This is a genomic window from Pseudomonas sp. 18-147 (assembly GCF_051048045.1).
In the GTDB taxonomy this organism is placed as follows: domain Bacteria; phylum Pseudomonadota; class Gammaproteobacteria; order Pseudomonadales; family Pseudomonadaceae; genus Pseudomonas; species Pseudomonas aeruginosa.
The window spans coordinates 5,297,050-5,321,839 of sequence record NZ_CP182296.1; the positions used below are offsets into that span (position 1 = coordinate 5,297,050).

Annotated in this window: 18 protein-coding genes; 9 read left to right on the forward strand and 9 right to left on the reverse strand. The window is 66.4% G+C overall.

The genetic code is table 11. From position 1 onward, the window contains the following. Positions 1-12: 12 nt before the first annotated feature. From gatA to ACM0M4_RS25190, 4 genes are all read left to right on the forward strand, one after another. On the forward strand, positions 13-1,467 hold the full coding sequence (gene gatA / locus ACM0M4_RS25175) for an Asp-tRNA(Asn)/Glu-tRNA(Gln) amidotransferase subunit GatA (RefSeq protein WP_003112871.1): 1,455 nt from the start codon (positions 13-15) through the stop codon (positions 1,465-1,467). Between the two features lie 106 nt (positions 1,468-1,573). Next, positions 1,574-3,019, forward strand: a complete 1,446-nt coding sequence (gene gatB, locus ACM0M4_RS25180; protein ID WP_003094401.1) for an Asp-tRNA(Asn)/Glu-tRNA(Gln) amidotransferase subunit GatB — start codon at positions 1,574-1,576, stop codon at positions 3,017-3,019. Positions 3,020-3,078: 59 nt separating this feature from the next. Next, positions 3,079-3,456, forward strand: a complete 378-nt coding sequence (locus tag ACM0M4_RS25185; protein WP_031672833.1) for a septal ring lytic transglycosylase RlpA family protein — start codon at positions 3,079-3,081, stop codon at positions 3,454-3,456. Positions 3,457-3,487: 31 nt separating this feature from the next. Continuing rightward, positions 3,488-3,874 (forward strand): carboxymuconolactone decarboxylase family protein, encoded by a 387-nt coding sequence (locus ACM0M4_RS25190; RefSeq protein WP_031672832.1) that lies wholly within the window; start codon positions 3,488-3,490, stop codon positions 3,872-3,874. A 124-nt stretch (positions 3,875-3,998) separates the two neighbouring features. On the opposite strand, the gene ACM0M4_RS25195 is transcribed toward ACM0M4_RS25190, so the two are convergent. From ACM0M4_RS25195 to ACM0M4_RS25230, 8 genes are all read right to left on the reverse strand, one after another. Next, entirely contained in the window at positions 3,999-4,790 is a 792-nt protein-coding gene (locus tag ACM0M4_RS25195; protein ID WP_003112868.1) for a YfaP family protein, read from the reverse strand. Positions 4,791-4,794: 4 nt separating this feature from the next. Next, the gene (locus ACM0M4_RS25200) at positions 4,795-6,444 is read right to left on the reverse strand and encodes a YfaQ family protein (protein WP_003106536.1); all 1,650 of its coding nucleotides are present in this window, start codon (positions 6,442-6,444) and stop codon (positions 4,795-4,797) included. Next, positions 6,441-10,991 carry an alpha-2-macroglobulin MagD gene (gene magD, locus ACM0M4_RS25205; protein WP_031672831.1) on the reverse strand — a complete coding sequence of 1,517 codons (4,551 nt, stop codon included), beginning with the start codon at positions 10,989-10,991 and terminating at the stop codon, positions 6,441-6,443. Before magD ends, ACM0M4_RS25200 begins: the two co-directional genes overlap by 4 nt. 26 nt (positions 10,992-11,017) lie before the next feature. Further along, positions 11,018-11,656 carry a DUF1175 domain-containing protein gene (locus ACM0M4_RS25210; RefSeq protein ID WP_003112865.1) on the reverse strand — a complete coding sequence of 213 codons (639 nt, stop codon included), beginning with the start codon at positions 11,654-11,656 and terminating at the stop codon, positions 11,018-11,020. Continuing rightward, on the reverse strand, positions 11,653-13,422 hold the full coding sequence (locus tag ACM0M4_RS25215; protein WP_031672830.1) for a DUF2138 domain-containing protein: 1,770 nt from the start codon (positions 13,420-13,422) through the stop codon (positions 11,653-11,655). The genes ACM0M4_RS25210 and ACM0M4_RS25215 overlap by 4 nt, the downstream gene beginning before the upstream one ends. A 38-nt stretch (positions 13,423-13,460) precedes the next feature. After that, on the reverse strand, positions 13,461-14,270 hold the full coding sequence (locus ACM0M4_RS25220; RefSeq protein ID WP_031672828.1) for a YfaP family protein: 810 nt from the start codon (positions 14,268-14,270) through the stop codon (positions 13,461-13,463). Positions 14,271-14,432: 162 nt separating this feature from the next. After that, a complete protein-coding gene (locus ACM0M4_RS25225; RefSeq protein ID WP_003106283.1) occupies positions 14,433-14,993 on the reverse strand; it encodes a response regulator transcription factor in 561 nt (186 codons plus the stop codon). Positions 14,994-15,018: 25 nt separating this feature from the next. Further along, entirely contained in the window at positions 15,019-16,287 is a 1,269-nt protein-coding gene (locus ACM0M4_RS25230; protein ID WP_003094421.1) for an ATP-binding protein, read from the reverse strand. Between the two features lie 276 nt (positions 16,288-16,563). Between ACM0M4_RS25230 and ACM0M4_RS25235 the strand changes: the two genes are divergently transcribed. From ACM0M4_RS25235 to ACM0M4_RS25245, 3 genes are all read left to right on the forward strand, one after another. After that, positions 16,564-17,274, forward strand: a complete 711-nt coding sequence (locus tag ACM0M4_RS25235; protein ID WP_003094423.1) for an SIMPL domain-containing protein — start codon at positions 16,564-16,566, stop codon at positions 17,272-17,274. Between the two features lie 252 nt (positions 17,275-17,526). Next, positions 17,527-19,140 (forward strand): ABC transporter substrate-binding protein, encoded by a 1,614-nt coding sequence (locus tag ACM0M4_RS25240; RefSeq protein ID WP_003161454.1) that lies wholly within the window; start codon positions 17,527-17,529, stop codon positions 19,138-19,140. A 93-nt stretch (positions 19,141-19,233) separates the two neighbouring features. After that, a complete protein-coding gene (locus ACM0M4_RS25245; protein WP_003112862.1) occupies positions 19,234-20,832 on the forward strand; it encodes an ABC transporter substrate-binding protein in 1,599 nt (532 codons plus the stop codon). Between the two features lie 67 nt (positions 20,833-20,899). On the opposite strand, the gene mdpA is transcribed toward ACM0M4_RS25245, so the two are convergent. Beyond that, positions 20,900-22,117 (reverse strand): metallopeptidase MdpA, encoded by a 1,218-nt coding sequence (gene mdpA / locus ACM0M4_RS25250; RefSeq protein WP_003107426.1) that lies wholly within the window; start codon positions 22,115-22,117, stop codon positions 20,900-20,902. 168 nt (positions 22,118-22,285) lie between these two features. Between mdpA and psdR the strand changes: the two genes are divergently transcribed. Next, positions 22,286-22,849 carry a transcriptional regulator PsdR gene (psdR, locus tag ACM0M4_RS25255; RefSeq protein WP_003094433.1) on the forward strand — a complete coding sequence of 188 codons (564 nt, stop codon included), beginning with the start codon at positions 22,286-22,288 and terminating at the stop codon, positions 22,847-22,849. 265 nt (positions 22,850-23,114) lie between these two features. Continuing rightward, positions 23,115-24,716 (forward strand): ABC transporter substrate-binding protein, encoded by a 1,602-nt coding sequence (locus tag ACM0M4_RS25260; RefSeq protein WP_003116233.1) that lies wholly within the window; start codon positions 23,115-23,117, stop codon positions 24,714-24,716. The last annotated feature ends 74 nt before the right edge of the window (positions 24,717-24,790 follow it).

Here is a 24,790-nt window from a genome sequence, read left to right on the forward strand (position 1 = left end):
GGACGCGGACACATGCTGCATCAATTGACCCTCGCCGAGATCGCCCGCGCCCTCGCCGACAAGCAATTTTCCGCCGAAGAGCTGACCCGCACCCTGCTCGGTCGCATCCGGCAGCTGGATCCCCAGCTCAACAGTTTCATCAGCATCACCGACGACCTGGCCATCGCCCAGGCCAAGGCAGCCGACGAACGGCGCGCCAACGGCGAGAACGGCGCCCTGCTCGGCGCGCCGATCGCCCACAAGGACCTGTTCTGCACCCAGGGCGTACGCACCAGCTGCGGTTCGAAGATGCTCGACAACTTCGTCTCGCCCTACGACGCCACCGTGGTCGAGAAGCTCACCGCCGCCGGCGCCGTTACCCTCGGCAAGCTGAACATGGATGAATTCGCCATGGGCTCGTCGAACCAGTCCAGCCACTACGGCGCGGTGAAGAACCCCTGGAGCCTCGACCGCGTGCCGGGCGGCTCCTCCGGCGGTTCCGCCGCGGCAGTCGCCGCGCGCCTGCTGCCGGCCGCCACCGGCACCGATACCGGCGGCTCGATCCGCCAACCGGCGGCGCTGACCAACCTCACCGGGATCAAGCCAACCTACGGCCGGGTTTCCCGCTGGGGCATGATCGCCTACGCCTCCAGCCTCGACCAGGGCGGCCCGCTGGCGCGCACCGCCGAGGACTGCGCGCTGATGCTGGGGGTGATGGCCGGATTCGATCCGAAGGACTCGACCAGCGTCGAACAGCCGGTGGACGACTACCTGGCCGCCCTGCAGAAGCCGCTGAGCGGCCTGCGCATCGGCCTGCCGCGGGAATACTTCGGCGCCGGCCTCGACAGCCGCATCGCAGACGCGGTGCTGGCCGTAGTCGAGGAGCTGAAGACGCTCGGCGCCACGGTGAAGGACATTTCCCTGCCGAACATGCAGCACGCCATCCCAGCCTACTACGTGATCGCGCCGGCCGAGGCGTCCTCCAACCTGTCGCGCTTCGACGGCGTGCGCTATGGCTATCGTTGCGACGCCCCGCAGAACCTGGAAGACCTGTACAAGCGCTCGCGCGCGGAAGGCTTCGGCAGCGAAGTGAAGAACCGCATCATGGTCGGCACCTACGCACTCTCGGCCGGCTACTACGATGCCTATTACCTGCAGGCTCAGAAGATTCGCCGGCTGATCAAGAACGACTTCGTCAGCGCCTTTGCCGAAGTGGACGTGATCCTCGGCCCGACCACGCCGAACCCGGCCTGGAAGATCGGCGAGAAGAACGACGACCCGGTTTCCCAGTACCTGGAAGACATCTACACCATCACCGCCAACCTCGCCGGCCTGCCGGGGCTGTCCATGCCCGCCGGCTTCGTCGACGGCCTGCCGGTGGGTGTCCAGTTGCTCGCGCCCTACTTCCAGGAAGGCCGCCTGCTCAACGTCGCGCACCAGTACCAGCAGGTCAGCGACTGGCACACCCGCACCCCGGCCGGCTTCTAAGCCATGGCAACGCCACGCAGTCCCCTCCCCTCTCCCGGCGCGGAGAGGGCGACCCGCAGGGTCGGCAGCGGGACTGCGCAGGCACAGAAGGATTGAGGAACACCACATGCAATGGGAAACCGTGATCGGGCTGGAAATCCACGCACAGCTCGCCACCCAATCGAAGATCTTCTCCGGCAGCTCGACCGCCTTCGGCGCCGCGCCGAATACCCAAGCCAGCCTGGTCGACCTGGCCATGCCGGGCACCCTGCCGGTGCTCAACGAGGAGGCCGTACGCATGGCCTGCCTGTTCGGCCTGGCGATCGACGCACGGATCGACCGGCAGAACGTGTTCGCCCGCAAGAACTACTTCTACCCCGACCTGCCGAAGGGCTACCAGACCAGCCAGATGGACCATCCCATCGTCGGCAAGGGCCATCTCGACATCACCCTGGAAGACGGCACCACCAAGCGCATCGGCATCACCCGCGCGCACCTGGAGGAGGACGCCGGCAAGAGCCTGCACGAAGACTTCCAGGGCATGAGCGGCATCGACCTGAACCGCGCCGGCACGCCGTTGCTGGAGATCGTTTCCGAGCCGGACATCCGCAGCGCCAAGGAAGCCGTGGCCTACGTCAAGGCGATCCACGCCCTGGTGCGCTACCTGGGCATCTGCGACGGCAACATGGCCGAGGGCTCGCTGCGCTGCGACTGCAACGTCTCGGTACGACCGAAGGGCCAGGCTGAATTCGGCACCCGCGCCGAGATCAAGAACGTCAACTCCTTCCGCTTCATCGAGAAGGCGATCAACCACGAGATCCAGCGCCAGATCGAGCTGATCGAGGACGGCGGCAAGGTGGTCCAGGAAACCCGCCTGTACGACCCGAACAAGGACGAGACCCGCTCCATGCGCGGCAAGGAAGAAGCCAACGACTACCGTTACTTCCCCTGTCCCGACCTGCTGCCGGTGGTCATCGAGCCCGAGTACCTGGCGAAGCTGCGCGAGCAACTGCCGGAACTGCCGGTGCAGAAGCGCGAACGCTTCGAGAGCCAGTACGGCCTGTCCGCCTACGATGCCAGCGTGCTGTCCGCCAGCCGCGAGATGGCCGACTACTTCGAGAAGGTCCAGGGCATCTGCGGCGACGCCAAGCTGGCGGCCAACTGGGTGATGGTCGAGCTGGGCAGCCTGCTCAACAAGGACGGCCTGGAGATCGAGCAGTCTCCGGTGTCCGCCGAGCAACTGGGCGGCATGATCCTGCGCATCAAGGACAACACCATCTCCGGCAAGATCGCCAAGATGGTCTTCGAAGCCATGGCCAACGGCGAGGGTTCCGCCGACCAGATCATCGAGGCCAAGGGCCTGAAGCAGGTCACCGACAGTGGCGCCATCGAGAAGATGCTCGACGAGGTGCTGGCGGCCAACGCCGAGCAGGTCGAGCAGTACCGCGCCGCCGACGAGGCCAAGCGCGGCAAGATGTTCGGCTTCTTCGTCGGCCAGGCGATGAAGGCCTCGAAAGGCAAGGCCAACCCGCAGCAGGTGAACGAGTTGCTGAAGAAAAAGCTCGAAGCGTGAGTCAAAGCCAGACGCCGGGTTCGCCCGGCGTCTTCTTGTCCGCCAGGAGCCTGTTGTCCATGCCCACCCCATCCGCCGCCGCGCGCGTCGCCCTCGCCGTCCTGCCCCTGTTCCTCGCCGGCTGCTCCAGCCTCGCCGGCAGCGGTTCCGCGGATACCGGCGAAGCCTCCTACTATGGCAGCCGCCACGCAGGCCTGCGTACCGCCAGCGGCGAGCGCTACAACCCCAACGCAATGACCGCTGCCCACCGCACGTTGCCGTTCGGTACCCGCGTGCGGGTAACCAACCTCGACAACCGCCGCAGCGTGGTGGTGCGGATCAACGATCGCGGGCCGTTCCGCCGCGGACGGATCATCGATGTATCACGCAAGGCCGCCGAAGGCCTGGGTATGATCCGCAGCGGCGTGGCGCCGGTTCGGATAGAGTCGCTGGATTGAGCCACCTTCTACCCACGACAGGAACCTTCCGATGAGCGAACAAGGCAAGACCGGCCTGGAGATCCGACGTGAAGTCATGGGCGACGCCTTCGTCGAGCGCGCCATGGGCAACGCCACCGCCTTCACCCAGCCATTGCAGGACTTCGTCAACGAGCATGCCTGGGGCTCGGTCTGGGCCCGCGAGGCGCTGCCGCGCAAGACCCGCAGCCTGATTACCCTGGCCGCCCTAACCGCCCTGAAATGCCCGCAGGAACTCAAGGGGCACGTGCGCGGTGCGCTGAACAACGGCTGCACGGTGGAGGAAATCCGCGAGGCACTGCTGCACTGCGCGATCTATGCCGGGGTGCCGGCGGCGATCGATGCGTTCCGTGCGGCGCAGGAAGCGATCGATACCTGGCAGGGCGAACAGCCCGCCTGAGCCCAGGAGCCATTCGCAGCGGCATGAGCGCCGCCGTCAGGCCACGGGTTGATAACACCGATGCCTGAGCGACGGCGAATAACGCCAGGGGCGTTATCCGCCCTACGGGACCGAGCGCAGGCGTCTACGGATAACTGAAGCGCTTCACCAGCGTCAGCTCGCCAGGCTTGCGCATCGGCACCAGGAAGGTTTCCTGTTTCTCGTTCGGCGTGCCCTCTTCGGTGACCAGGGTGATGCGCGCCGTGGTCAGGTCCTGGGCGGCCTGTTCGGCGCCATCCTCGCTGCTGCCGTAGCCGCCGCCGAAGTAGTTGACGTAGACCAGGTAGGGCCCCTTCTGCGGCGTCGGCGTGGCGATGATTTCCGGGCCGTAGCCGGTGGTGACGTCGACATCCAGGGTCGCGCCGTTGGCCAGCGAACGATTGCCATACCAGACATGGTCGCCGTCCGGGGTCACCAGGTGCAGGTCGAGGTCGGTGTTGTCGCTGTCCCAGGACAGCAGCACGCGCAGCTTGGCCGGCACTTCCCCGCCGCCACCGCCGTGATAGAACTGGACCCGTCGCGACTGCCCGGCGGCGTTGCGCACCTCGACGCTGTTGCTGCCGGACGGGAAGGCGAACGGGCGGTCGAAGCTGCCATCGGCGTCCACCTTCAGTGGCATGCTCACACCGTTCACCACCAGCGTCGCCGGGCGGTCCTTGGGCTGGCTCTCGATCGCGCCGCGAATGCGCGCGGTGGTCGCCTGGTCGGCGGCGACGTTGACCGAGGACGCCGGGTAGTTCACCACCTGTCGGTAATTGGCGGCGGAACCGTCGCCGGCACGCCAGCCGGAGACCGGCGTATCCAGTTTCACGGGGTTGTCCGCCCAGGCGACGAGGGGAAGGCAACTGAGCAGGGCGGCAAGGGACATTCGGTTCATGGAGTCATTCCAGTAGCAGGCGCCGGGCCAGGCTTTCGACATAGTTTTCGTCCTGGCCGCTGGGATGGGCGCGGAAGGCCAGGTGCAGGTATTCGTGGGTGAGGTCCAGGCGTTCCTGTAGGGAATACAGGCCGCGGACGAAGATGCGTTCGCGCTCGCGATCGACATAGGGCCGCCCGGAAGCCAGGCGGCACACGGAAAAACTCGGAATCTCCTCGTAGCCGGGCTCTCGGTCGAGGCGCTCGCGCCACTGCCGGCGCTGCTTGCGCAGCCAGTCTTCGGCAGCCGGCAACGGCTGGCAGGCGGCCACCGGGTTGTCCCAGCGGCTCAGGCTGCTGCGCGGGAAAGCCTGGGCGAGGATGCTGTCGTAGCCCAGTCCCTGCCCGGCTTGCTCCACCGCGTGCTTCCAGGACAGGCGCGCCGGACCAGGCTGGTCGGAGTGATAGTTGACGGTCGCCCCGGCCAGCACCAGGTCGGCGCTCCAGGCAGCGATCCGCCGCGTTGGCGCGCTGGCCGGGCGCGGCGCCACGCGCTGGCGCTGGCTGCTGTCATCGATGGCCAGGCATTCGCCGCGCGGCGCGGCGTTTTGCAATAGATAGGTGCGAATGGTCACCGCCAGCGCGCGAGCGGCTTCCTTCGGCTGCGCCGAGGCTTCGCGCTCCAGCACCCGCGCCACGTACTCTTCGCGCGAAACCCGCGCGACCAGGCGCGGCACGCCATCCACCCGTTGCAGGAAGAGGTCGCCGGCGCTGGCGATGTCCAGTCGATTGCCGTTGGCGAAGAGCACTTGCTGCGGACCATGCAGCAGGCCTTCGGCGGCCGGGTGGCCGGAGGGATCGCTGACCGAGCGCAGCGGATAGCGGCTGAACAGGTTCACTTCCACGCAACGGCCCGGATCGGCCGGCCACGGACTCGGCAGGAAGCGCCCGAGCACCTCGGCGTAGCGGTCCAGGATCATCTTGCTGGTTCCCGGGCCGCCGAGCCAGAGCGGCGTTCCATCGACCAGCCAGCCAGCGAAACCGCCCTGGCGCGCCTGCGGGTCATGGTCGTCGAGCCAGCTCCAGGTCTTCACCCGCAGGCGGCCGCCAAGGCTGGCCACGGCATGGCCGTCGCCGGCCTGCAACGCCACATCGAGCAGTACCCGCCGCGCCTCGCCCTGGGCCGGCAGTTGCTGCAACTGCTCCAGAAGCTCCTTAACCGGCACCCGCGTCTGCGGTTGCAGCCGTTCCAGATCGAGCAACCAGGCCGGTGCCTGGCGCGCCTGCCAGTAGCCGCGCCAGGCCTCCGGCCGCAAGGCGAGGCGCTGCGGCTCGAAATACAGCCCGCAGGAGCGCACCAGGGCGCGGTCACGACCGATCGTCTGGCCATTCTCGCAGCAGTAGACCTCCTCGCGGCTGCGCCCCTGGCAGGTATAGGGCGGCTCGGCCTGGCCGGTGTCGCTCAGCCAGGCGAAGACGAACAGTTTCCACAGGCTGCCCAGCGGAGCCTGCAAATCGGCCGGCAACGGCCGGCGCTCGAGCACCCGCTGGCGATCCAGGCTCACCAGTTCGTAGCCCTGGGTCGTGCGCCAGGCCAGCTGGACCGGCGCCTCCGCTGCGCGAAGCAGCAACGGCACGGCGCACAGCAGGACCAGCCAGGCGCGCAACGCAATCACTCGACCTTGACCTTGGCCAGCGCCGGCTTGGCTTCCAGGGCCTGCTGTTCCGGCGCGTAGAGACGCAGGTAGCGGGCCGGTGGCAGGTTGAAGCTGCCTTTCTGGGAGAAACGCACCAGGTGACGGAAACGCTGCTCGCCACTCAGGCTATCCACCGGCACCCCGTAGAACAGCTCGCCCGGTTCGTTGCGCGCGCGCTCCAGGGTGGTCGCCTCGTCGCCGGCCAGGCCGCTGATCTTGATGCCCCAGGTGGTGCGCTCGACATCCGCGCCGGGCGGCAGCGGCAGTTCCAGCATGCCGTAGCGTAGAGCGGTGTCTTCCGGAACGTTCAGGGTCACTTCGTCGAGATACAGTTCGTCGCTGGAAAGCGGCTTGTCGCCGACCTCCTCGACCTTGAACTCGAACGCCCCCTCGCCGGGCACCAGGCGCAGCAGGCGACGGCTGATCTGCACCGGCAGTTGCCCGCTCGGCGCCTGGGCGCTGCGGTAGCTGAGCGCAACCGGCAACGGCCGGGCCGGCGCCTCGTCCAGGTCGACCCAGCTCGGAATGCCGCGGCCGCGCCATTGCCAGTAGGTTTCGCCGCTGGCGCCGCGCTGCGCCTGCCAGTCCTTCGGCGGCTGCGGCAGCTTGCCCTGCGGCGCCTGGGCCAGGGCGCCCTGCAGCCAGGTCAGGGCCAGGGCGCGTTCCAGGGTCGATTGCGCCGGCGCCAGGCGTTGCAGCAGAGCGCTGGCCTGCTGGCCGTCCACGGCCGAGCGAGAGGCCAGCAAGGCATCGGTGAACGGCAAGCCGGCCTCACGCAGGCGCTGCGTCGCCGTCTCGGCCTGGGCGGCCAGCGGCGCGGGCACCGCAACCCGCAGTTGCCGTGCAAGGTCCACCGCCAGCACTCGCGCCGCGGCCAGGCCGACGGCCGAGTCCGGGTCGCCCAGCACCAGGCCGTCGTCGGCCTCCAGCGGCTCCGCGCGCGCCTGCCCTTCGCCGGCGTTGGCCAGATCGTTGAGCAGGCCGCCGAGCAGGGTGTTCACCGGCAACTGCATGTCGCGGGCGAAAGCCAGGATCAGCGCGCGCTGCAGCAGCGGGGTCTGCGTCGCCTGCTTGGCGTAGGGCTCGAGGATGCGCTGCCAGTGTTCGGCCGGCAGTTGGATCTCCAGTGCGCGGCTGGCGTACCAATCGGCGTAGTAGGCGTAGGCGGTGAGGAAAGCGTCGCCATCGACGTCGCCGCCCCACCAGGCGAACCAGGCGTCCGGGCCAGCCATCTGCACCAGGCGCAGGCGACTGTTCTGCATGATCAGGCGCAGGCGGTCGCGAATCCGCGGCTCGCCGCCGGCCAGCGCCGGATAGGCGATGCTCAGCGGCAGCAGTTGGCTGGCGGTCTGCTCGACGCCGCCGTAGGGATACTCCAGCAGATCATCGAGATTGCCCAGGTAGGCCGCGGCCGGGCCATCGGCCAGGCGCAGGCGTACGTCGCGGGCGTCCGCCGGCAGTTGCAACGGGTTGCTCGCCGCCGCCAGGCTGAGGTTCTGCGCCTGCTCCACCTGCCAGCCGTCGGCCAGCAGGTTGAAGCGCACCGCCAGGCGGTCGCGGACCTGCCCGTCCTGGCGCAGCTCGGCGCTCCAGTCGCCATCGCTGAGCGGCTGTTGCGCCAGCGGAATGTAGTTGACTCCCTTGGCCAGCTCCAGGGTCTGGCTGCGCTGGCTGCCAGGCGGCCCGCTGAGCAGCTCGGCCTTGACCGGCTGTTCGCCCTGGTTGAAGACGAACAGGCCGAGGTCGGGCTGGTCACCCTGGCGGAAGCGGGTCGGCCCGCTCCATTTCAGGTACAGCGGCTTCTCCGAGCGAAGGAACTGCTTCTTCTGGCCGACCTGGCCGTTGTCGTCGATGGCCCGTGCGGTGATCCGCCAGCGGGTCAGCGAGTCGGGCATGCGGAAGCTGAAGCTGGCCTTGCCCTGGGCGTCGGTGACCAGCTCCGGCTGCCAGGCGGCGGTGTCGACGTCCTCGCGGCGCGGCCGCTCCAGTACCTTGACGCCGCGCTCGCTGCGGTTCGCCCGTCCGGGTGCGCTGGTGCTGCCGGGCAACGCCACGTCGTAGCTGATGAAGGCCAGGCTGGCGCTGGTGCGCACGTTGTTGCGCCGCGGATGGTAGAAGAACTGGTCGATGCCGGGGGCGATCTCCGCCTGCAGGGCATAGACCATCTCATCCACCACGCTGACGGTCAGGTGGCTGGAAACCGGTTTGCCGGCGAAGCGCGTGGCCAGGGTCACGGTCACCGTCTCGCCCGGTTCGTAGCGCTCCTTGTCGGTGGCGATGTCGATCTCCACCTGGGGCATGCCGACCTTGATCCCGGCGTTCTGGAAGCTGTAGTCGCCGCCCTTGGTGTAGAGCACCGAGAAGGTCAGGTTCGGCGAGAACTCCTCGCGCACCGGGATCCGCACGCGGTACTGGGTCGGATTGAGCTTTTCCAGGCGCAGCCAGTCGGCGCCCTTGGACAGCAGGGCGGTGGCCTCGACCTTGTCGCGCTCCAGGGACAACAGTGCATCCTCCACCGGCTCGGGGAAGGTGATCAGTGCGGAGGCTTCCTCGCCGGTGCGGTACTCGGGCTTGTCGAACACCACCTCGACGGTGCCCGGCACCGACTTCACGCCCTCGCCGCTCACCGAGTGGCCGGTAGCGCCAAGGAGCTGGCCCTTGTCGTCGCGCAGCTCCACGGAATAGGTACCGGGGCGCTCGAAGGTCAGCGCGAAGCGGCCGTCGGCGACCGGACCGCTATCGGTGGCGCGGTCCTCCAGGCGGATCCACTGGTAGCTGCTCGGCTTGAGCGGGGTCGGCTGTTCGCTGGCATAGCTGAACTCGACCTTCTCGCTGGCGGCGCTGAAGCGCTGCGGCGCGCTCAGGCGGTAGCGCGCGGCGCCGCGCTCGATGAGGATCTCCTTGCTGGTCTTGACCCGGTAGGCGGCGCCGTCGCTGGCGAAGATGGTCAGCATGTAGCGACTGGGTTTCTCGGCCGGCGGCAATTCGATGGCGGCGCGGCCCTTGCCGTCGGTGGTCAGTTCGGTGCTGCTCAGTTCCACCGGGAACTGGCCGAGATACTGCAGTTCGTTGTCCACCATCGACAACTGCTGGGCGCGCAGGCTCAGTTGCAGGCGCGCGTTGGCCACCGGCTTGCCGTCCGGATAGAGCAGGACGATCTCGCCCTTCACCGGCTCGGCGGTCTTGAAGTCCGGCTTGGCCAGGTCGAGGGCGACTTCGAAGTGCGGCTTGATGTATTCGGCGACGCGGAAGGCGCTGCTGTAGGTCTGCCCGCGGTAGTCGAAGCGCAACTCGTAGCCGCCGGCGACGGCGTTCTCCGGCAGTTGGAAGCGGCCATTGGCGCCGCTCTTCGCGTCGAAGCGGAGGTCCAGGCTTTGCAATACCGTGCCGCTGGCGTCGATCACGCTCAGGCGCACCGGCGCGCTGGCGGCGGCCTGGGATTGCCGGGCGTCCTTGAACTCGCGGCCGACCATCTTCAACGAGACCCAGTCGCCTGGCCGATACAGCGGGCGGTCGGTGAAGGCGTAGATCTTGGTGTCGTAGATCTCGCTGTCGTAATAGAAGTTCTCGGAGACGAAGACCCCGCCCTCGCGGTCCTCGCCGATCACGTAGGAGCGCTCCGGACTGGCGTGCTTGAGCCGCAGCAGGCCGTCGGCGTCGGTATTGCCGCTGCTCATCACGCCCAGGCCGTCGGTCCACAGCACCTTGGTGTCGGGCACCGGGGTGCCTTCGTGCTTGCGTGCGGTCCAGACCAGCAGCTCGTCGCCGGCGACCTTGCTCACCGCCACGCTGTTGGAGACGAACACCACGGTGGTGGCGCGGTACTTGCCGACAAGCGCCTCGACCAGGTACAGGCCCGGCTTCAGCTTGCCCAGCGGGATGTAGACATTGCCCGGCACGACGTTGATGAACTCGCTGGAGGAACCGGCCAGCTTGACGTCCTGCGGCGGCTCGATGGGCTTGGCGTCCCACAGCGGATAGCGGAACTGGCTGACCAGCGGCAGGCCGGGAATCGGCGCGTATTGCGGCTGCGCGTCGTAGGGCGTCGGCGCGGTCATGGCGTTGCCCATCTTCAGCTCGGGCACCGCCTCGGTGACCTGTTGCCGCGACTCGTAGGAGAAGGCGCGCTGCATCACCCGGCGCGACTTGCGATACCAGTTGTCCCAGAGATAGGCCAGGGTGTTCGACAGGCCTTCGCCCTTGAACTGTCCCTCGGCCAGGACCCGGTGCAGGTTCTTCTGCCGCTTGAGGAACTCCAGCGGCTGTTCGATCCGGTACAGGCGCACGTCGACCCCACCATAGGGCTCCATGCGGTAGCGCCGGTAGTCGCGGCCGGGCGCTTCGAGACGGACCCGCGCTTCCTCGTCGGTGGCGAAGCTGCTGTCGGCGAGCAGGAAGAAGGATTCGCCGGCCATCGGCGTGTAGCCGCTCGGTTCCACCGTGTCTTCCGCCTGGACGGCGGCGAACGGCAGCAGGACCAGGGCGGCGACCGCCAGGCTACGGCTGAAACGGCGCAGGTTGCTCATTGCTGTGGTCTTCACTGGGACGCGATTCATTGAGAGAGGAAAGCCAGCCGATAGATGCCGATAAAGTTGGGATTGGATTCGTCGGGGATCCATCGGGTGTCCTTCCATGTCATGAGTTGTTGCAGGCTGACCGAGCGCATACCGTTATCGGTCGGGGTGCTGCTGCCGGTGTGATAGGCGATGGAGCGGCCCATCCAGATCATCAGGTGCTGGTCGTCGCCCTGGTCGTAGAACATCAGGTCGCCGGGGCGCGCCTGGTTGAGGTCGCGACCGACCAGCCGGCTGTTGAACTGCACCAGCTTGATCGCATTCACGTAGGGCCCGACCTGGCCGCCACCCTGCTGCCAGTTCTGCGCCAGGCGCCGTTGCTCGGGACTGAGCGCCAGCTCCGGGGGCAGGTAGCGGTTGGACAGGCCGTTGGCGCGCAGCCACTTGCCATCGTGGACTTTCAGCGCCTCGTTGGCGGCGAAGCGCACCAGGCCGGCGCAGTCCTGCTGGTGCCAGCGCGGACTCGGCCCTTGGCGCAACTGTTCCTGGGCGATGCGCACGAACCAGGCGCGGAATACCTGCGATTGCTGCGGGTCGAGCGTTACCGCGGGCTCGCCGCGGGCAACGCCGCTGGCCAGCAGGAGCAGCGCCAGGCCGAAGGCAGTCAGACGTCTCACAGCGACCGCCATTCCAGCGGCAGCCATTGCCACGGTGCGTTGGCCTGGCTTCCGGCAGGCAGCCCGAGGGCGTAGCTGCCCTTGCCGGCGAGGGTTTTCAGGCGCGGCATCAGGTAGGTGTCGGCGGCATTGCGGAATACCGGCTCCATGTCCTGCGGCAGGCTGTCGAGGGTTTCCCGTTGCAGCAGTTCGGAGAGCGGCTGCGGCGCCAGGTAGGCCGGTACCAGCGCATCCTTCGGCAACACCTCGGCGAGCGGCGGATAGCGTTTGTCGAGGGTGTCCAGGGCCTTGCCGAGCAACTGGTCGTCGAGGGAGAACAGCAGGGTCTGGCCATGGCGCGCCATGCCGATGCGGAAGAACGCGCGGCCGCTGATACTCTCCGGGTTGTCCGCCTGGCTGGCCGGATAGGCGCCGAAGTTCGAGCTGACCTGGCGGGTCCAGCGGCGGGTCTGGCCATCCACCCGGTCTTCCACCGGGAAGCTGCCACCCTCGACCTTGGCTTCCTTCGCGCCGATCACGCGACCGAACAGCTTGCCCAGCTCGTCGTCGAGTTCGGCACTGGCCGGCGCGCCCAACTGGCCCACCAGCAGCGGCGAATGCAGCCGCGAACTGGCGTACCAGCAGAGACCGGCAGCGCCGCTGAGATGCTCGGAGAAGGCCTGGGCCATCTTCTGCTCGGCCCCCAGACGCTCCAGCATCACCCCGTACAGGCCAGGGGTGACCGGCAGCGCCACGCAGGCGCTGGCGCCCATCGGCATGGCCTGCCAGACCGGGGCGAAGTCCAGCGGCGGCTGGCGTTCCACCTCGTTCAGCGCCAGGTAGCTGCTCCAGCCCTGCTCGCCCTTCTCGAAGCGCACCCCGGCGAAGCTCGGGATGAAGCGCTGGTAGCCCATGGCCAGGACGCTGGCATTGAGGGTGATGCGCTGGCGCAGCTCGCCGCGGCCCGGCAGGCCGAAGCGCTCGGGGAACAGTTCGTCGCCGTCGAGCAGTGCCTCCAGGTCTTCGCTGGCCGGAGCGTTCAGCGGGCTGTCGTCGCTTTCGCCACCATCGTCGAAGAGCATCCGTGGGTTCGACAGCAACAACAGCCGGTCGCCCTTGGACAGGAACAGCATCGCCTTGTCGTTGCCGTAGCGCAGGCGATAGACCGAGGTTCCCGCCAGCTCGCCGACCTTGCGCAACTGCTGGTCGTCGGCGGCGATATGGGCCAGCGGCTCGAGCACCCGCGCCAGGCCGCCGCGCTTGAGCACCACCACGAAGTCGCGCAGGCGGCCGTCGGCGCCGCGCCAGAGGGCGACCTGGGCCGGTTGGTCGAGCAGTTCCTCGACCAGGCTGTCCTTCAGGGTCAGGTCGTGCTCGTAGATGATCCGCCGCAACGTACCGGTCAGGCCGAGGCGGTCGCCATTGTTCTCGTAATAGAAGACGAAGTCCTCGGTCAGGGTATCGCGCAGCAACGGCACCTCGAGGATTTCCTTCGGCAGGCGGCTCAGCGACACGCTCTCGATCAGCGCGTCGGGCTTGCGCAGGTCACGGTAGGCACGCGGCGCGTCGGCGTCCGCGGGTGCCTGGGCGCCGATCGGCTGGCCGAGGTCCTCTTCGGCCGGGCGCCCTCCGCCGAGCCGCTCCAGCCAGCCCATCTGCCAGGCCAGCACACCGCCGGCGGCCAGCGCGGCGACGATCCCCAGCACCGGCCACAGGGCGCTTCGGGTGCGCGCAGCGGCGGGCACAGGGGTTCCGTTGGCAGGGCTGGGGGTGTTGTTCTCGCTCATGGTTCGCTAATCCCGTGTCATCCGTACGAGGGGATGCTTCAGTAGGTAAAGGTCTTGACCAGCACCAGGTCGCCGATGGTGCGCAGGGGCACGACGAAGGTCTCGTGCTTCTCGTCGACGCTGTTTTCGTTGAACACCAGGTTGACCTGCGCGGTGATCACGTCCTGTACGTTGCTGCCGGCCTGGAAGTTGTAGCCCTGGTTGTTGAGGTTGCCCCAGTAGTTCACGTAGATCAGGTAGGTGCCGTGCAGCGGCGCGCCCATGGTGAACATCTCCGGGCCGGGCCCGTCGACGCCGTCCGGATCGAGGCCGCCGCTGTTGCTCAGGCGCGGATGCGCCCAGTAGGCTTGCTGGCCATCGGGGGTGACGATATGCAGGTCGAGCTCGGCCTTCGGATCGTCCCAACCCAGCACCACGCGCACGCGCGGCGGCAGTTGGGAGCGATTGGCCTCGTAGAACTGTACGCGCTTGAGGATCTTGCCGTCGGCGCTGCCGACCTGGACGCCGTTGGAGCCGTGGCCGAACGCATAGGGGCGGACGAAGCGCCCGGCGCCGTCGGTATAGAGAGGGAGAGGATTGCCGTTGACCACCAGGCGCTGGGCGCGCTCGGTGCCGACCAGTTCGCGCAGGTGTCCTTCGATCAGGCTGCGGCCGCGCTGGCCGCCGCGATCGATGGGCGGAGTCGGATAGGCGACACGCGGGGCATCGGGCTGCTCGAGCAGGCCGGAATAGCGCCAGCCTGCCGTCGGACCATCCAGGTCCACCGAAGGCTCGGCTAGTGCAGGCAGCCCGAAGGCCAGTCCGAACAGCACCGACAGGCAGCCGGCACTCGAACCGAAGATACGCATGATCAATCCCTGGTCGTGCGATTCATGAAAGCTGCATCTTAACGATTGCGCTGTCCGCTGGATATCCCCGGCGACCGGCGGAATGTGCGAAATCCACCGCGATTCGACGGAAAGCGGAAAGTATAGGGGGCGCCATGCGGCGCCCCCGTTGTCATTTACGCTTCAGCGCCGTACCGGCCGCTTCTGCAGCTTGCGCTGCAAGGTCCGTCGATGCATGCCCAGGGCGCGGGCGGTGGCGGAGATGTTGCCCTCGTGCTCGGCGAGCACGCGCTGGATGTGCTCCCATTGCAGGCGATCCACCGACATCGGGTTTTCCGGCACCAGGGTGTCCAGGTCGGCGTGCTCGGAGAGCAGCGCGGCCAACACGTCATCGGCATCCGCCGGCTTGCACAGGTAGTTGCAGGCGCCGCGCTTGATCGCCTCCACCGCGGTGGCGATGCTGGAATAGCCGGTGAGGATCACCACCCGCATGTCCGCGTGCAGCTCCAGCAGCTTCGGCAGCAGCACCAGGCCGGAGTCGCCTTCCATCTTCAGGTCGAGCACGGCATAGTCCGGCGTGTCCTGCTGGGCCAGCGCCAGGCCTTCCTCGGCGGAGCCGGCGGTGCTGACCCGCAGGCCGCGACGGCTCATGGCCCGCGCCAGGACCCGGGTAAAGGTGGGATCGTCGTCCACCAGCAGGAGATGGGGTTGTTCTTCCCCTTCGAAGAGCAGCTCTTCAGACATAGGCAGGGCCTCTCAGACGGATCACTCAAGCCATTCCGTAGCTGCGCGGCAAGCGCAGTTCGGTCAGAGTGCCGCCATCTTCGTGGTTATACAACTTCACCGTTCCACCAGCGCGGGTCACGCTGGCCTGACTGAGAAACAGGCCGAGGCCGAAGCCCTTGCCCTTGGTGGTGAAGAACGGTTTGCCGATCTGTTCGGCGATCGCCAGGGGCACCCCGACGCCGTGGTCGCGGATACTCAGGCAGATACTGCTGCTGTCCCAGTCCAGGCGGATGTCGAGGTCGTCGGGACAGGCGTCCGCCGCATTGTTCAGCAGGTTCAGCAGAGCCTGGCTGAGGTCGGTCGGCGGGGTCAGGCGCGGCGCGGAGCCGAGGCCCAGGCACTGGTAGCGGTAGGAAGCCTCCGGACGCATCAGGTGCCAGCGGCGCAGCACCGATTCCAGCCATTCCGCGGCGCTTTGCTCCTCGATCGCCTGACGACGGTCGGCCTCGGCCGCCCGTACCAGTTGCTGGAGGGTGTGCTTGCACTGCTTGACCTGTTCCTGGAGCAATGCCAGGTCTTCCTGCAGGGTCGGGTCCTGCGGGCGCTCCTGGCGCAGCTCGTTGAGCAGCACGCTCATGGTCGCCAGCGGCGTACCCAGTTCGTGCGCGGCACCGGCCGCCTGGGTGGCCACCGCGAGCAACTGCTGGTCGCGCATGCTTTCCTCGCGCCGCTCGGCCTGCATGTGCGCCTGCCAGCGCAGCGCCTCGGACATCTTCACCACGAAGAAGGTGATGAAGGCCGCCGACAGGGCGAAGTTCAGCCACATGCCGAACAGGTGCAGGTTGATCAGCATCGCCTCGTGCTGAACCGCCTGCAGGTGCAGCGGGTGGTACCAGATCAGCAGCAGGGTGTAGCCGGTCAGGGCCAGGCCGGAGAGCACCATGGAGTAGATCCAGGGCAGGGTCGCAGCGGCGATGGTCAGCGGTACCAGGTAATAGGAGACGAAGGGGTTGGTCGAGCCGCCCGAGTAATACAGCAAGGTGCTGTGGATGATCAGGTCGCAGGCCAGTTGTACCGCGTACTCCTGGTCGGTCACCGGCCACGGCGCGCGCAGGCGCAGCGCGGTGAACAGAATCAGGCAGGCGGACAGGCCAAGGGTCAGGCCGAGCGCCAGCCACGGCAGCGGCAACAGGTCGGAGAGCCAGGCGAAACCCACCGAGCCGGCCTGCGCGGCCAGCACGAGAATACGGATGAGGAGCAGACGGCCAAGGTTCTGGCGACTGGCGGAGAGCAGGAAAACCGGTGCGCGCATGTTTTCTTCCGGAATAAGCGCGAGTATAGCCAAGACGCTGTCGGCAACTCTGCGGCAAAGTGACTCAGAAACCTCGCAGGTCGCCATCCTGCCCTGTTTCGCCGAGCGCTGTCAGGGCTCAGATCAGTAAATTTCACGTTTTTTCCGAAATCGCCTAACCCGTTCCGGGAAAAGCCTTCGTCTCATGGTCCAAGACTGGCGTATAGGCGTGTTTGCCACGCCTGCCGGAACGATGCTCTACAGTGTGAATTCAGCCTTAGTACAAGGAGTTGCCCAATGTCTGCGATTTCCCGCCTGGCCGCCGCCGTCACCCTCTGCGCCGCCAGCCTCTCGGCCGTCGCCGAGGAAGCGCCGCGCTACAACCAGGTCTCGCTGCACGCCGAAGTCAGCCAGCAGGTGGCCCACGACCTGATGCAGGTCACCCTCTACAGCGAAAACCAGGGCAGCGATCCGGCCAAGCTCGCCGCCGAGACCACCAGCGTCCTCAACGCCGCCGTCGCCGACGCGCGCAAGGTCAAGGGCGTGACCATCAGCCTGGGCAGTCGCAACAGCTATCCGGTCTACGACGACAAGGGCCAGAAGATCACCGGCTGGCGCGAGCGCGCCGAGCTGCGCCTGGAAAGCTCCGACTTCGCCGCCCTCGGCCAGCTTTCCGCCGACCTGCTGGGCAAGCTGAAGATGGGCGGCATGGACTTCAGCATCGCCGATGCGACCCGCAAGAAGAACGAGGACCAATTGATGAAAGGCGCCGTGGACGCGTTCAAGGAGCGCGCCCAGTTGCTCACCGAGGCGCTCGGCGGCAAGGGCTACAAGCTGGTCAGCCTGAGCGTGAACAGCGCCGGCGCACCGCGCCCGTACCCGGTGATGCGGATGGCGGCGATGAAGGCCGACGCCAGCTTCGGTGGCGCCCAGGCACCGGAGATCGAGGCCGGGACCAGCCAGGTCACGGTCAACGCCGACGGTGTGATCGAGGTGCAGATGCCCTGATCCGGTCGGCGCGCACCACAAGAGGCAGCCTCCGGGCTGCCTCTTGCGTTTCCACTGTCTCTCGCGCAGCAAACGCGGCCTGCGTCGCGTTTGCGCAAATTCGAAAATGCGACATTCCCTTTCAAACGGATAACAACATCTACACTGAACCGACCTCGACGCTTGCGGCCGGCACATGCCCTGCATAGCTTCGCGCAAGACAGCTCACGAGGCTGTCCCTCGCAGACAATCAAAATAACCAGAGGTCACTCCATGCGTAGAAACGCCGTCATCCGCTCCGCGATCATGCCCTCGCTGCTCGGCGCAGCGCTGGTCGCCGCCGTTCCCCAGGCCTTCGCCAGCAACCTGATCTTCTGCTCGGAAGGCAGCCCGGCCGGCTTCGATCCCGCCCAGTACACCACCGGTACCGATTTCGACGCCGCGGCGGAAACCGTCTTCAACCGCCTGACCCAGTTCGAGCGCGGCGGCACCAAGGTCCTTCCCGGCCTCGCGGAAAGCTGGGACGTCAGCGACGACGGCAAGACCTATACCTTCCACCTGCGCAAGGGCGTGAAGTTCCACAGCACCGACTACTTCAAGCCGACCCGCGAATTCAATGCCGACGACGTGCTGTTCACCTTCGAACGCATGCTCGACAAGGATCATCCGTTCCGCAAGGCCTACCCCACCGAGTTTCCCTACTTCACCGACATGGGCCTGGACAAGAACATCGCCAGGGTCGAGAAGCTCGACGAGCATACGGTGAAGTTCACCCTCAACGAGGTCGACGCGGCCTTCATCCAGAACCTGGCGATGCCCTTCCCATCGATCCAGTCCGCCGAATACGCCGCGCAACTGCTCAAGCAGGGCAAGGCCAGCGACATCAACCAGAAGCCGATCGGCACCGGCCCGTTCGTGTTCAGCCGCTACCAGAAGGATGCGCAGATCCGCTTCAAGGGCAACAAGGACTACTGGAAGCCGGACGAGGTGAAGGTCGACAACCTGATCTTCGCCATCAACACCGACGCCTCGGTGCGCGCGCAGAAGCTCAAGGCCGGCGAGTGCCAGATCACCCTCAACCCGCGCCCCGCCGACCTCGACGCGCTGAAGAAGGACCCGAACCTGAACCTGCCGTCGCAGGCCGGCTTCAACCTCGGCTACATCGCCTACAACGTCACCCACAAGCCGTTCGACAAGCTGGAAGTACGCCAGGCGCTGGACATGGCGGTGAACAAGAAGGCCATCATCGACGCCGTCTACCAGGGCGCCGGCCAGTTGGCGAGCAACGGCATGCCACCGACCCAGTGGTCCTACGACGAGACCATCAAGGACGCGCCCTACGATCCGGCCAAGGCCAGGGAGCTGCTGAAGAAGGCCGGCGTCGCCGAGGGCACCGAGATCACCCTGTGGGCCATGCCGGTACAACGCCCCTACAACCCCAACGCCAAGCTGATGGCGGAAATGCTGCAGAACGATTGGGCGAAGATCGGTATCAAGGCGAAGATCGTCACCTACGAATGGGGCGAATACATCAAGCGCGCCAAGGGCGGCGAGCATGACGCCATGCTGATCGGCTGGAGCGGCGACAACGGCGACCCGGACAACTGGCTCGGCACCCTCTACGGCTGCGACGCGGTGGACGGCAACAACTTCTCCAAATGGTGCGACGCCGGCTACGACAAGCTGGTCAAGGATGCCAAGCGCACCACCGACCAGGGCAAGCGCACCGAGCTGTACAAGCAGGCCCAGCACATCCTCAAGGAACAGGTGCCGATCACCCCGATCGCCCACTCCACCGTGTACCAGCCGATGCGCAAGACGGTACACGACTTCAGGATCAGTCCCTTCGGCCTGAACTCGTTCTACGAGGTCAGCGTCGGCAAGTAGCTTCGCCTGCCAGCCGCGCCGCCCCGCCACGAGCGAGGCGGCGCCTCTCCCCGGGGCGGCCGACCCGGCCGTCCCACTCCAGAGGAGTCATCCATGCGACCACGCTCTGCCCTGCGCTACAGCCTGCTGCTGCTCGCCCTCGCCGCCAGCGCCGCCATCCAGGCCCAGCCGAAGACCCTGGCGGTGTGCACCGAAGCGGCGCCGGAAGGGTTCGATCCGGCCCGCTATACCTCCGGCTACACCTTCGACGCCTCAGCCCATCCGCTGTACAACGCGCTGGCCGCGTTCGCTCCGGGCAGCGCCACGGTGATCCCGGCCCTGGCGGAAAGCTGGGACGTCTCCGCTGACGGCCTCGTCTACACCTTCCGCCTGCGCCAAGGCGTGAAATTCCACAGCACCGACTACTTCAAGCCAACCCGCGAATTCGACGCCGACGACGTGCTGTTCAGCTTCCAGCGCATGCTCGATCCGCAGCACCCCGCCCACGACCTTTCGCCCAGCGGCTACCCCTACGCCGACGCCATGCAACTGCGCGACATCATCGAGCGCATCGAGAAGATCGACGAACATCAGGTGCGCTTCGTCCTCAAGCACCCGGAGGCGCCGTTCCTTGCCGACCTGGCCATGCCGTTCGGCTCGATCCTCTCCGCCGAATATGCCGGCCAGTTGATCGCCAGGGGCAAGGGCGACGAACTCAACAGCAAGCCGATCGGCACCGGCCCGTTCGTCTTCACCCGCTACCGCAAGGATGCCCAGGTGCGCTACGCAGCCAACCCCGACTACTGGAAGGGCAAGCCGGCCATCGACCACCTGGTGCTGGCGATCACCCTCGACCCCAACGTGCGCGTGCAGCGCCTGCGCCGCAACGAATGCCAGATCGCCCTGACGCCCAAGCCCGAAGACGTCGCCGCGTTACGCCAGGACCCGCAACTGACGGTGCTGGAAGAAGCGGCGATGATCACCTCACACGCCGCGATCAACACCCGGCACGAACCGTTCGACGACCCGCGCGTGCGCCGGGCGATCGCCATGGGCTTCAACAAGTCGTCCTACCTGAAGATCGTCTTCGGCGACCAGGCCCGCCCGGCCATCGGCCCCTACCCGCCGATGCTGCTCGGCTACGACGACAGCATCCGCGACTGGCCCTACGACCCCGAACGGGCCAAGGCCCTGCTGAAGGAAGCCGGCGTCACCCCGGACACACCCCTGAACCTCTACATCAGCACCGGCAGCGGCCCCGGCGGCAACCCGGCGCGAGTGGCGCAACTGATCCAGTCCGACCTGGCCGCCATCGGCATCCGGGTGAACATCCGCCAGTTCGAGTGGGGCGAGATGGTCAAGCGCACCAAGGCCGGCGAACACGACATGATGCTCTACAGCTGGATCGGCGATAACGGCGACCCGGACAACTTCCTCACCCACAACCTCGGCTGCGCCTCGGTGGAGTCCGGGGAAAATCGCGCGCGCTGGTGCGACAAGGGCTTCGACGAAGCCATCCGCAAGGCGCGCATGAGCAACGACGAGAGCCAACGGGTAGCGCTGTACAAGGAAGCGCAGCGGATCTTCCACGAGCAGATGCCCTGGTTGCCGCTGGCGCATCCTTTGATGTTCGACGCGCAACGCAAGAACGTCAGCGGCTACCGCATGAGCCCGATGTCGGCGCGGGACTTTTCGCGGGTGAAGCTGGACTGATCGCTGCGCCGCACGCGGGAAGCCCTGGTCCTTGCCTTCCCGCGTGCGGCGTTATTGTTCGGCCGGATCAGCCGCCGAGGCCGAAGGGATCGTCGATGGACGGGCTCGGTTGGGTGAACCAGCGCGGTCCTTCCTTCGTCATGTAGAAGTGATCCTCCAGGCGAATGCCGAACTCGCCGGGCACGCAGATCATCGGTTCGTTGCTGAAGCACATGCCGACATCCAGCGGCGTGCGATCGCCACGCACCAGGTACGGGCCTTCGTGGACGTCCATGCCGATGCCATGCCCGGTGCGGTGCGGCAGGCCAGGCAGGCGGTAGTCCGGCCCCAGGCCGTTGGCCTCCAGCGAACGCCGCGCGGCGGCGTCCACCGCCTCGCAGGGCTGGCCCAGACGCGCGGCCTCGAAGGCCGCCAGTTGGGCGTCGCGCTCCATCCCCCAGAATTCGCGCTGGCGTGCGCTAGGCGTGCCGAACACATAGCTGCGGGTGATATCCGACTGGTAGCCGTGGACCTGGCAGCCGGTATCGATCAGCACCATGTCGCCATCCTTCAGCACCTGCGCATGCTTCACCCCATGCGGGAAGGCACTGGCGGCACCGAACAGGACGATGCAGAAGGTCGAACCGGGCGCGCCCACCTTGCGGTGCGCCTGGTGGATGAACTCGGCGACTTCGGTGGTGCTGATGCCTTCGCGAAGAATGCTCGCCGCGGCCTTCTGCACTTCCAGGGTCATGTCCTTGGCCCGCTGCATCAGCGCCAGCTCCTCGGCCGACTTGCGCATCCGTCCCTGGTCGATCAGCGGCGCGGCGCTGACGAAGTTCCTGCCCGGCGCCTGTTGGCGCAAGCGCTCGAACATGCCGAACGGCAGGCTCGGACACAGTGCGACCGTGCTGCGCTCGCCCACGCCGAGCGCCTCCAGGCGATCGAGCAGCAGGCGATAGGGATCCTGGTGTTCCTCCCAGGTGTGGATGGCGCCATCGACCACCTGGAAGTCGCGCACCGTACCTTCCTCGAAGGCCGGCGCAAGGTATTCGAGGGCGCCCTCGGCGGGCAGTAGAGCCCCCACCAGGCGTTCACTGGGGTGCCATTGCACGCCGCTGAAGTAACGCAGGTTGCTGCCTGCATGCAGGTACGCCGCGGCGATGCCATGCTCGCCCATCCACGCCTGGGCCGCGGCGATTCGCGCACGGTAAGACGCCAGGCCGATCGGCTGCGCGCCGTCCATCATGTTCCGCAGACGCTCCAGCGCCTGCGCAGGGGTACTCCCGCCAACACCCACGGTCATTTGTTGTTCTCCTCGTCTGGACCGGGCTGAAATTTAAGTCGAGCTTAAATTCAGGTCAAAACAAATTTTCAGTCACACTTAAAAAATAGGGGTTCGGGTAGTTCATCTGTCAGACTTTATTGACGCCCCGCGCTGGGTATACTGCGCCTTTCAACAAGAGTCTCCCCAATGACCGTAGACCGCATCGGCGAACGCCTGCGTCGCTATCGCCGCGCCGCCAAGAAGACCCTGCACCAAGTCGCCAGCGAATCCGGTCTCACCGCGAGCTTCCTCTCCCAGGCGGAGCGCAACCTCACCGGTGTATCGATCTCTTCCCTGGCCAACATCGCCAAGTCGCTGAATATCCCGCTCAATGCCCTGTTCGACCAACCGGCACAACCCCAGCCCGACTCCCACGAAGGCGAGCGGGTACGCTACACCATCGAGGGCCAGCCGCTGGCCTACGAACGCCTGTCCAGCTCCTTCCCCGGCAACCTGATCAATGCGGTCAAGATGAACATGCCGGTGGGCTACCAGTCGGAGCTGATCTCCCATGAAGGCGCCGAGTTCTCCTACGTCCTGTCCGGGCAGATCGTCTACACCATCGAGGGGCGCCAGTACCCCCTCGGCGCCGGCGACTCGGTGCACTTCGACGCGACCAAGACCCATTGCCTGGCCAACGTCGGCAGCGATGTGGCGGAAGTCCTGACCATCACCACCATGGGCCTGTTCGACGACCATCCGACGCCCTGAGCCAGTCCGTAGCGCACCTTCCCATCCTGTCAGGCAAACGTTTTCGCAAGAGAAATGTTAGTCGTGCTTAATTTTCGTTGACCACAATTTCAGCATGACTTAATTTCGGCATCAGCGAATCGTCGACCAACAACAAACGGACGATCGCTGTCGCCGCACAGGGTCCATGGCTGTCACCCGCCATCCATGGAAAGGCGAGAGTTGCCATGGCCCATAAGGCCGATCCTCAGACGATGCCCTTAGAAAAAGAAAAAATGAGGTTTGCATGCGTAAGATCCTTCCCCTTCGGGCCTGGCTGGCAGCCGGTCTGATCCTCGGCTCCCCGTTCTCCCACGCCGCCAGCAACCTGGTGTTCTGCTCGGAGGGCAGCCCGGCCGGCTTCGATCCCGCCCAGTACACCACCGGCACCGACTACGACGCGACCTCGGTCACCCTGTTCAACCGCCTCGTCCAGTTCGAGCGCGGCGGCACCCGGGCGATCCCGGCCCTGGCGGAAAGCTGGGACATCGGCGACGACGGCAAGACCTACACCTTCCACCTGCGCAAGGGTGTGAAGTTCCACAGCACCGACTACTTCAAGCCGACCCGCGAATTCAACGCCGACGACGTGCTGTTCACCTTCCAGCGCATGCTCGACAAGAATCATCCGTTCCGCAAGGCCTACCCCACCGAGTTTCCCTACTTCACCGACATGGGCCTGGACAAGAACATCGCCAGGGTCGAGAAGCTCGACGAGCACAGGGTGAAGTTCACCCTCAACGAGGTCGACGCCGCCTTCATCCAGAACCTGGCGATGGACGTCGCCTCGATCCAGTCCGCCGAGTACGCCGGGCAGTTGCTCGAGGCCGGCAAGCCACAGCAGATCAACCAGAAGCCGATCGGCACCGGGCCTTTCATCCTGAGCCGCTACCAGAAGGATGCGCAGATCCGCTTCAAGGGCAACAAGGACTACTGGAAACCCGAAGACGTGAAGATCGACAACCTGATCTTCTCGATCAACACCGACGCCGCGGTGCGCGCGCAGAAGCTCAAGGCCGGCGAGTGCCAGATCACCCTCAACCCACGCCCCGCCGATCTCAAGGCCCTGCAGGAAGCGGCGAACCTGAAGGTGCCCTCGCAGCCAGGCTTCAACCTCGGCTACATCGCCTACAACGTCACCCACAAGCCGTTCGACCAGCTCGAAGTACGCCAGGCGCTGGACATGGCGGTGAACAAGCAGGCCATCATCGACGCCGTCTACCAGGGTGCCGGGCAACTGGCGGTGAACGGCATGCCGCCGACCCAGTGGTCCTATGACGAAACCATCAAGGACGCCCCGTTCGATCCGGCCAAGGCCCGGGAACTGCTGAAGAAGGCCGGCGTCGCCGAGGGCACCGAGATCACCCTGTGGGCGATGCCGGTGCAGCGTCCCTACAACCCCAACGCCAAGCTGATGGCGGAGATGATCCAGGCCGACTGGGCGAAGATCGGCATCAAGGCCAGGATCGTCAGCTACGAATGGGGCGAGTACATCAAGCGCGCCCATGCCGGCGAGCATGACGCCATGCTGTTCGGCTGGACCGGCGACAACGGCGATCCGGACAACTGGCTGGCGACCCTCTACGGCTGCGACTCGATCAACGGCAACAACGTATCGAAATGGTGCGACGCGGCCTACGACAAGCTGGTCAAGGCTGCCAAGCGGGTCTCCGACCAGGACAAACGCAGCGAGCTGTACAAGCAGGCCCAGCACATCCTCAAGGAGCAGGTGCCGATCACCCCGATCGCCCACTCCACCGTGTACCAGCCGATGAACAAGTCGGTGCATGACTTCAAGATCAGCCCCTTCTCGCGGAACGCCTTCTATGGCGTAGCCAACCAGCCCTGATGCCGACGCCACCCCGGTCGTGAAACGACCGGGGTGCAGAAGAACGGCACGACCCGTACTTCATTTCTTTGCTT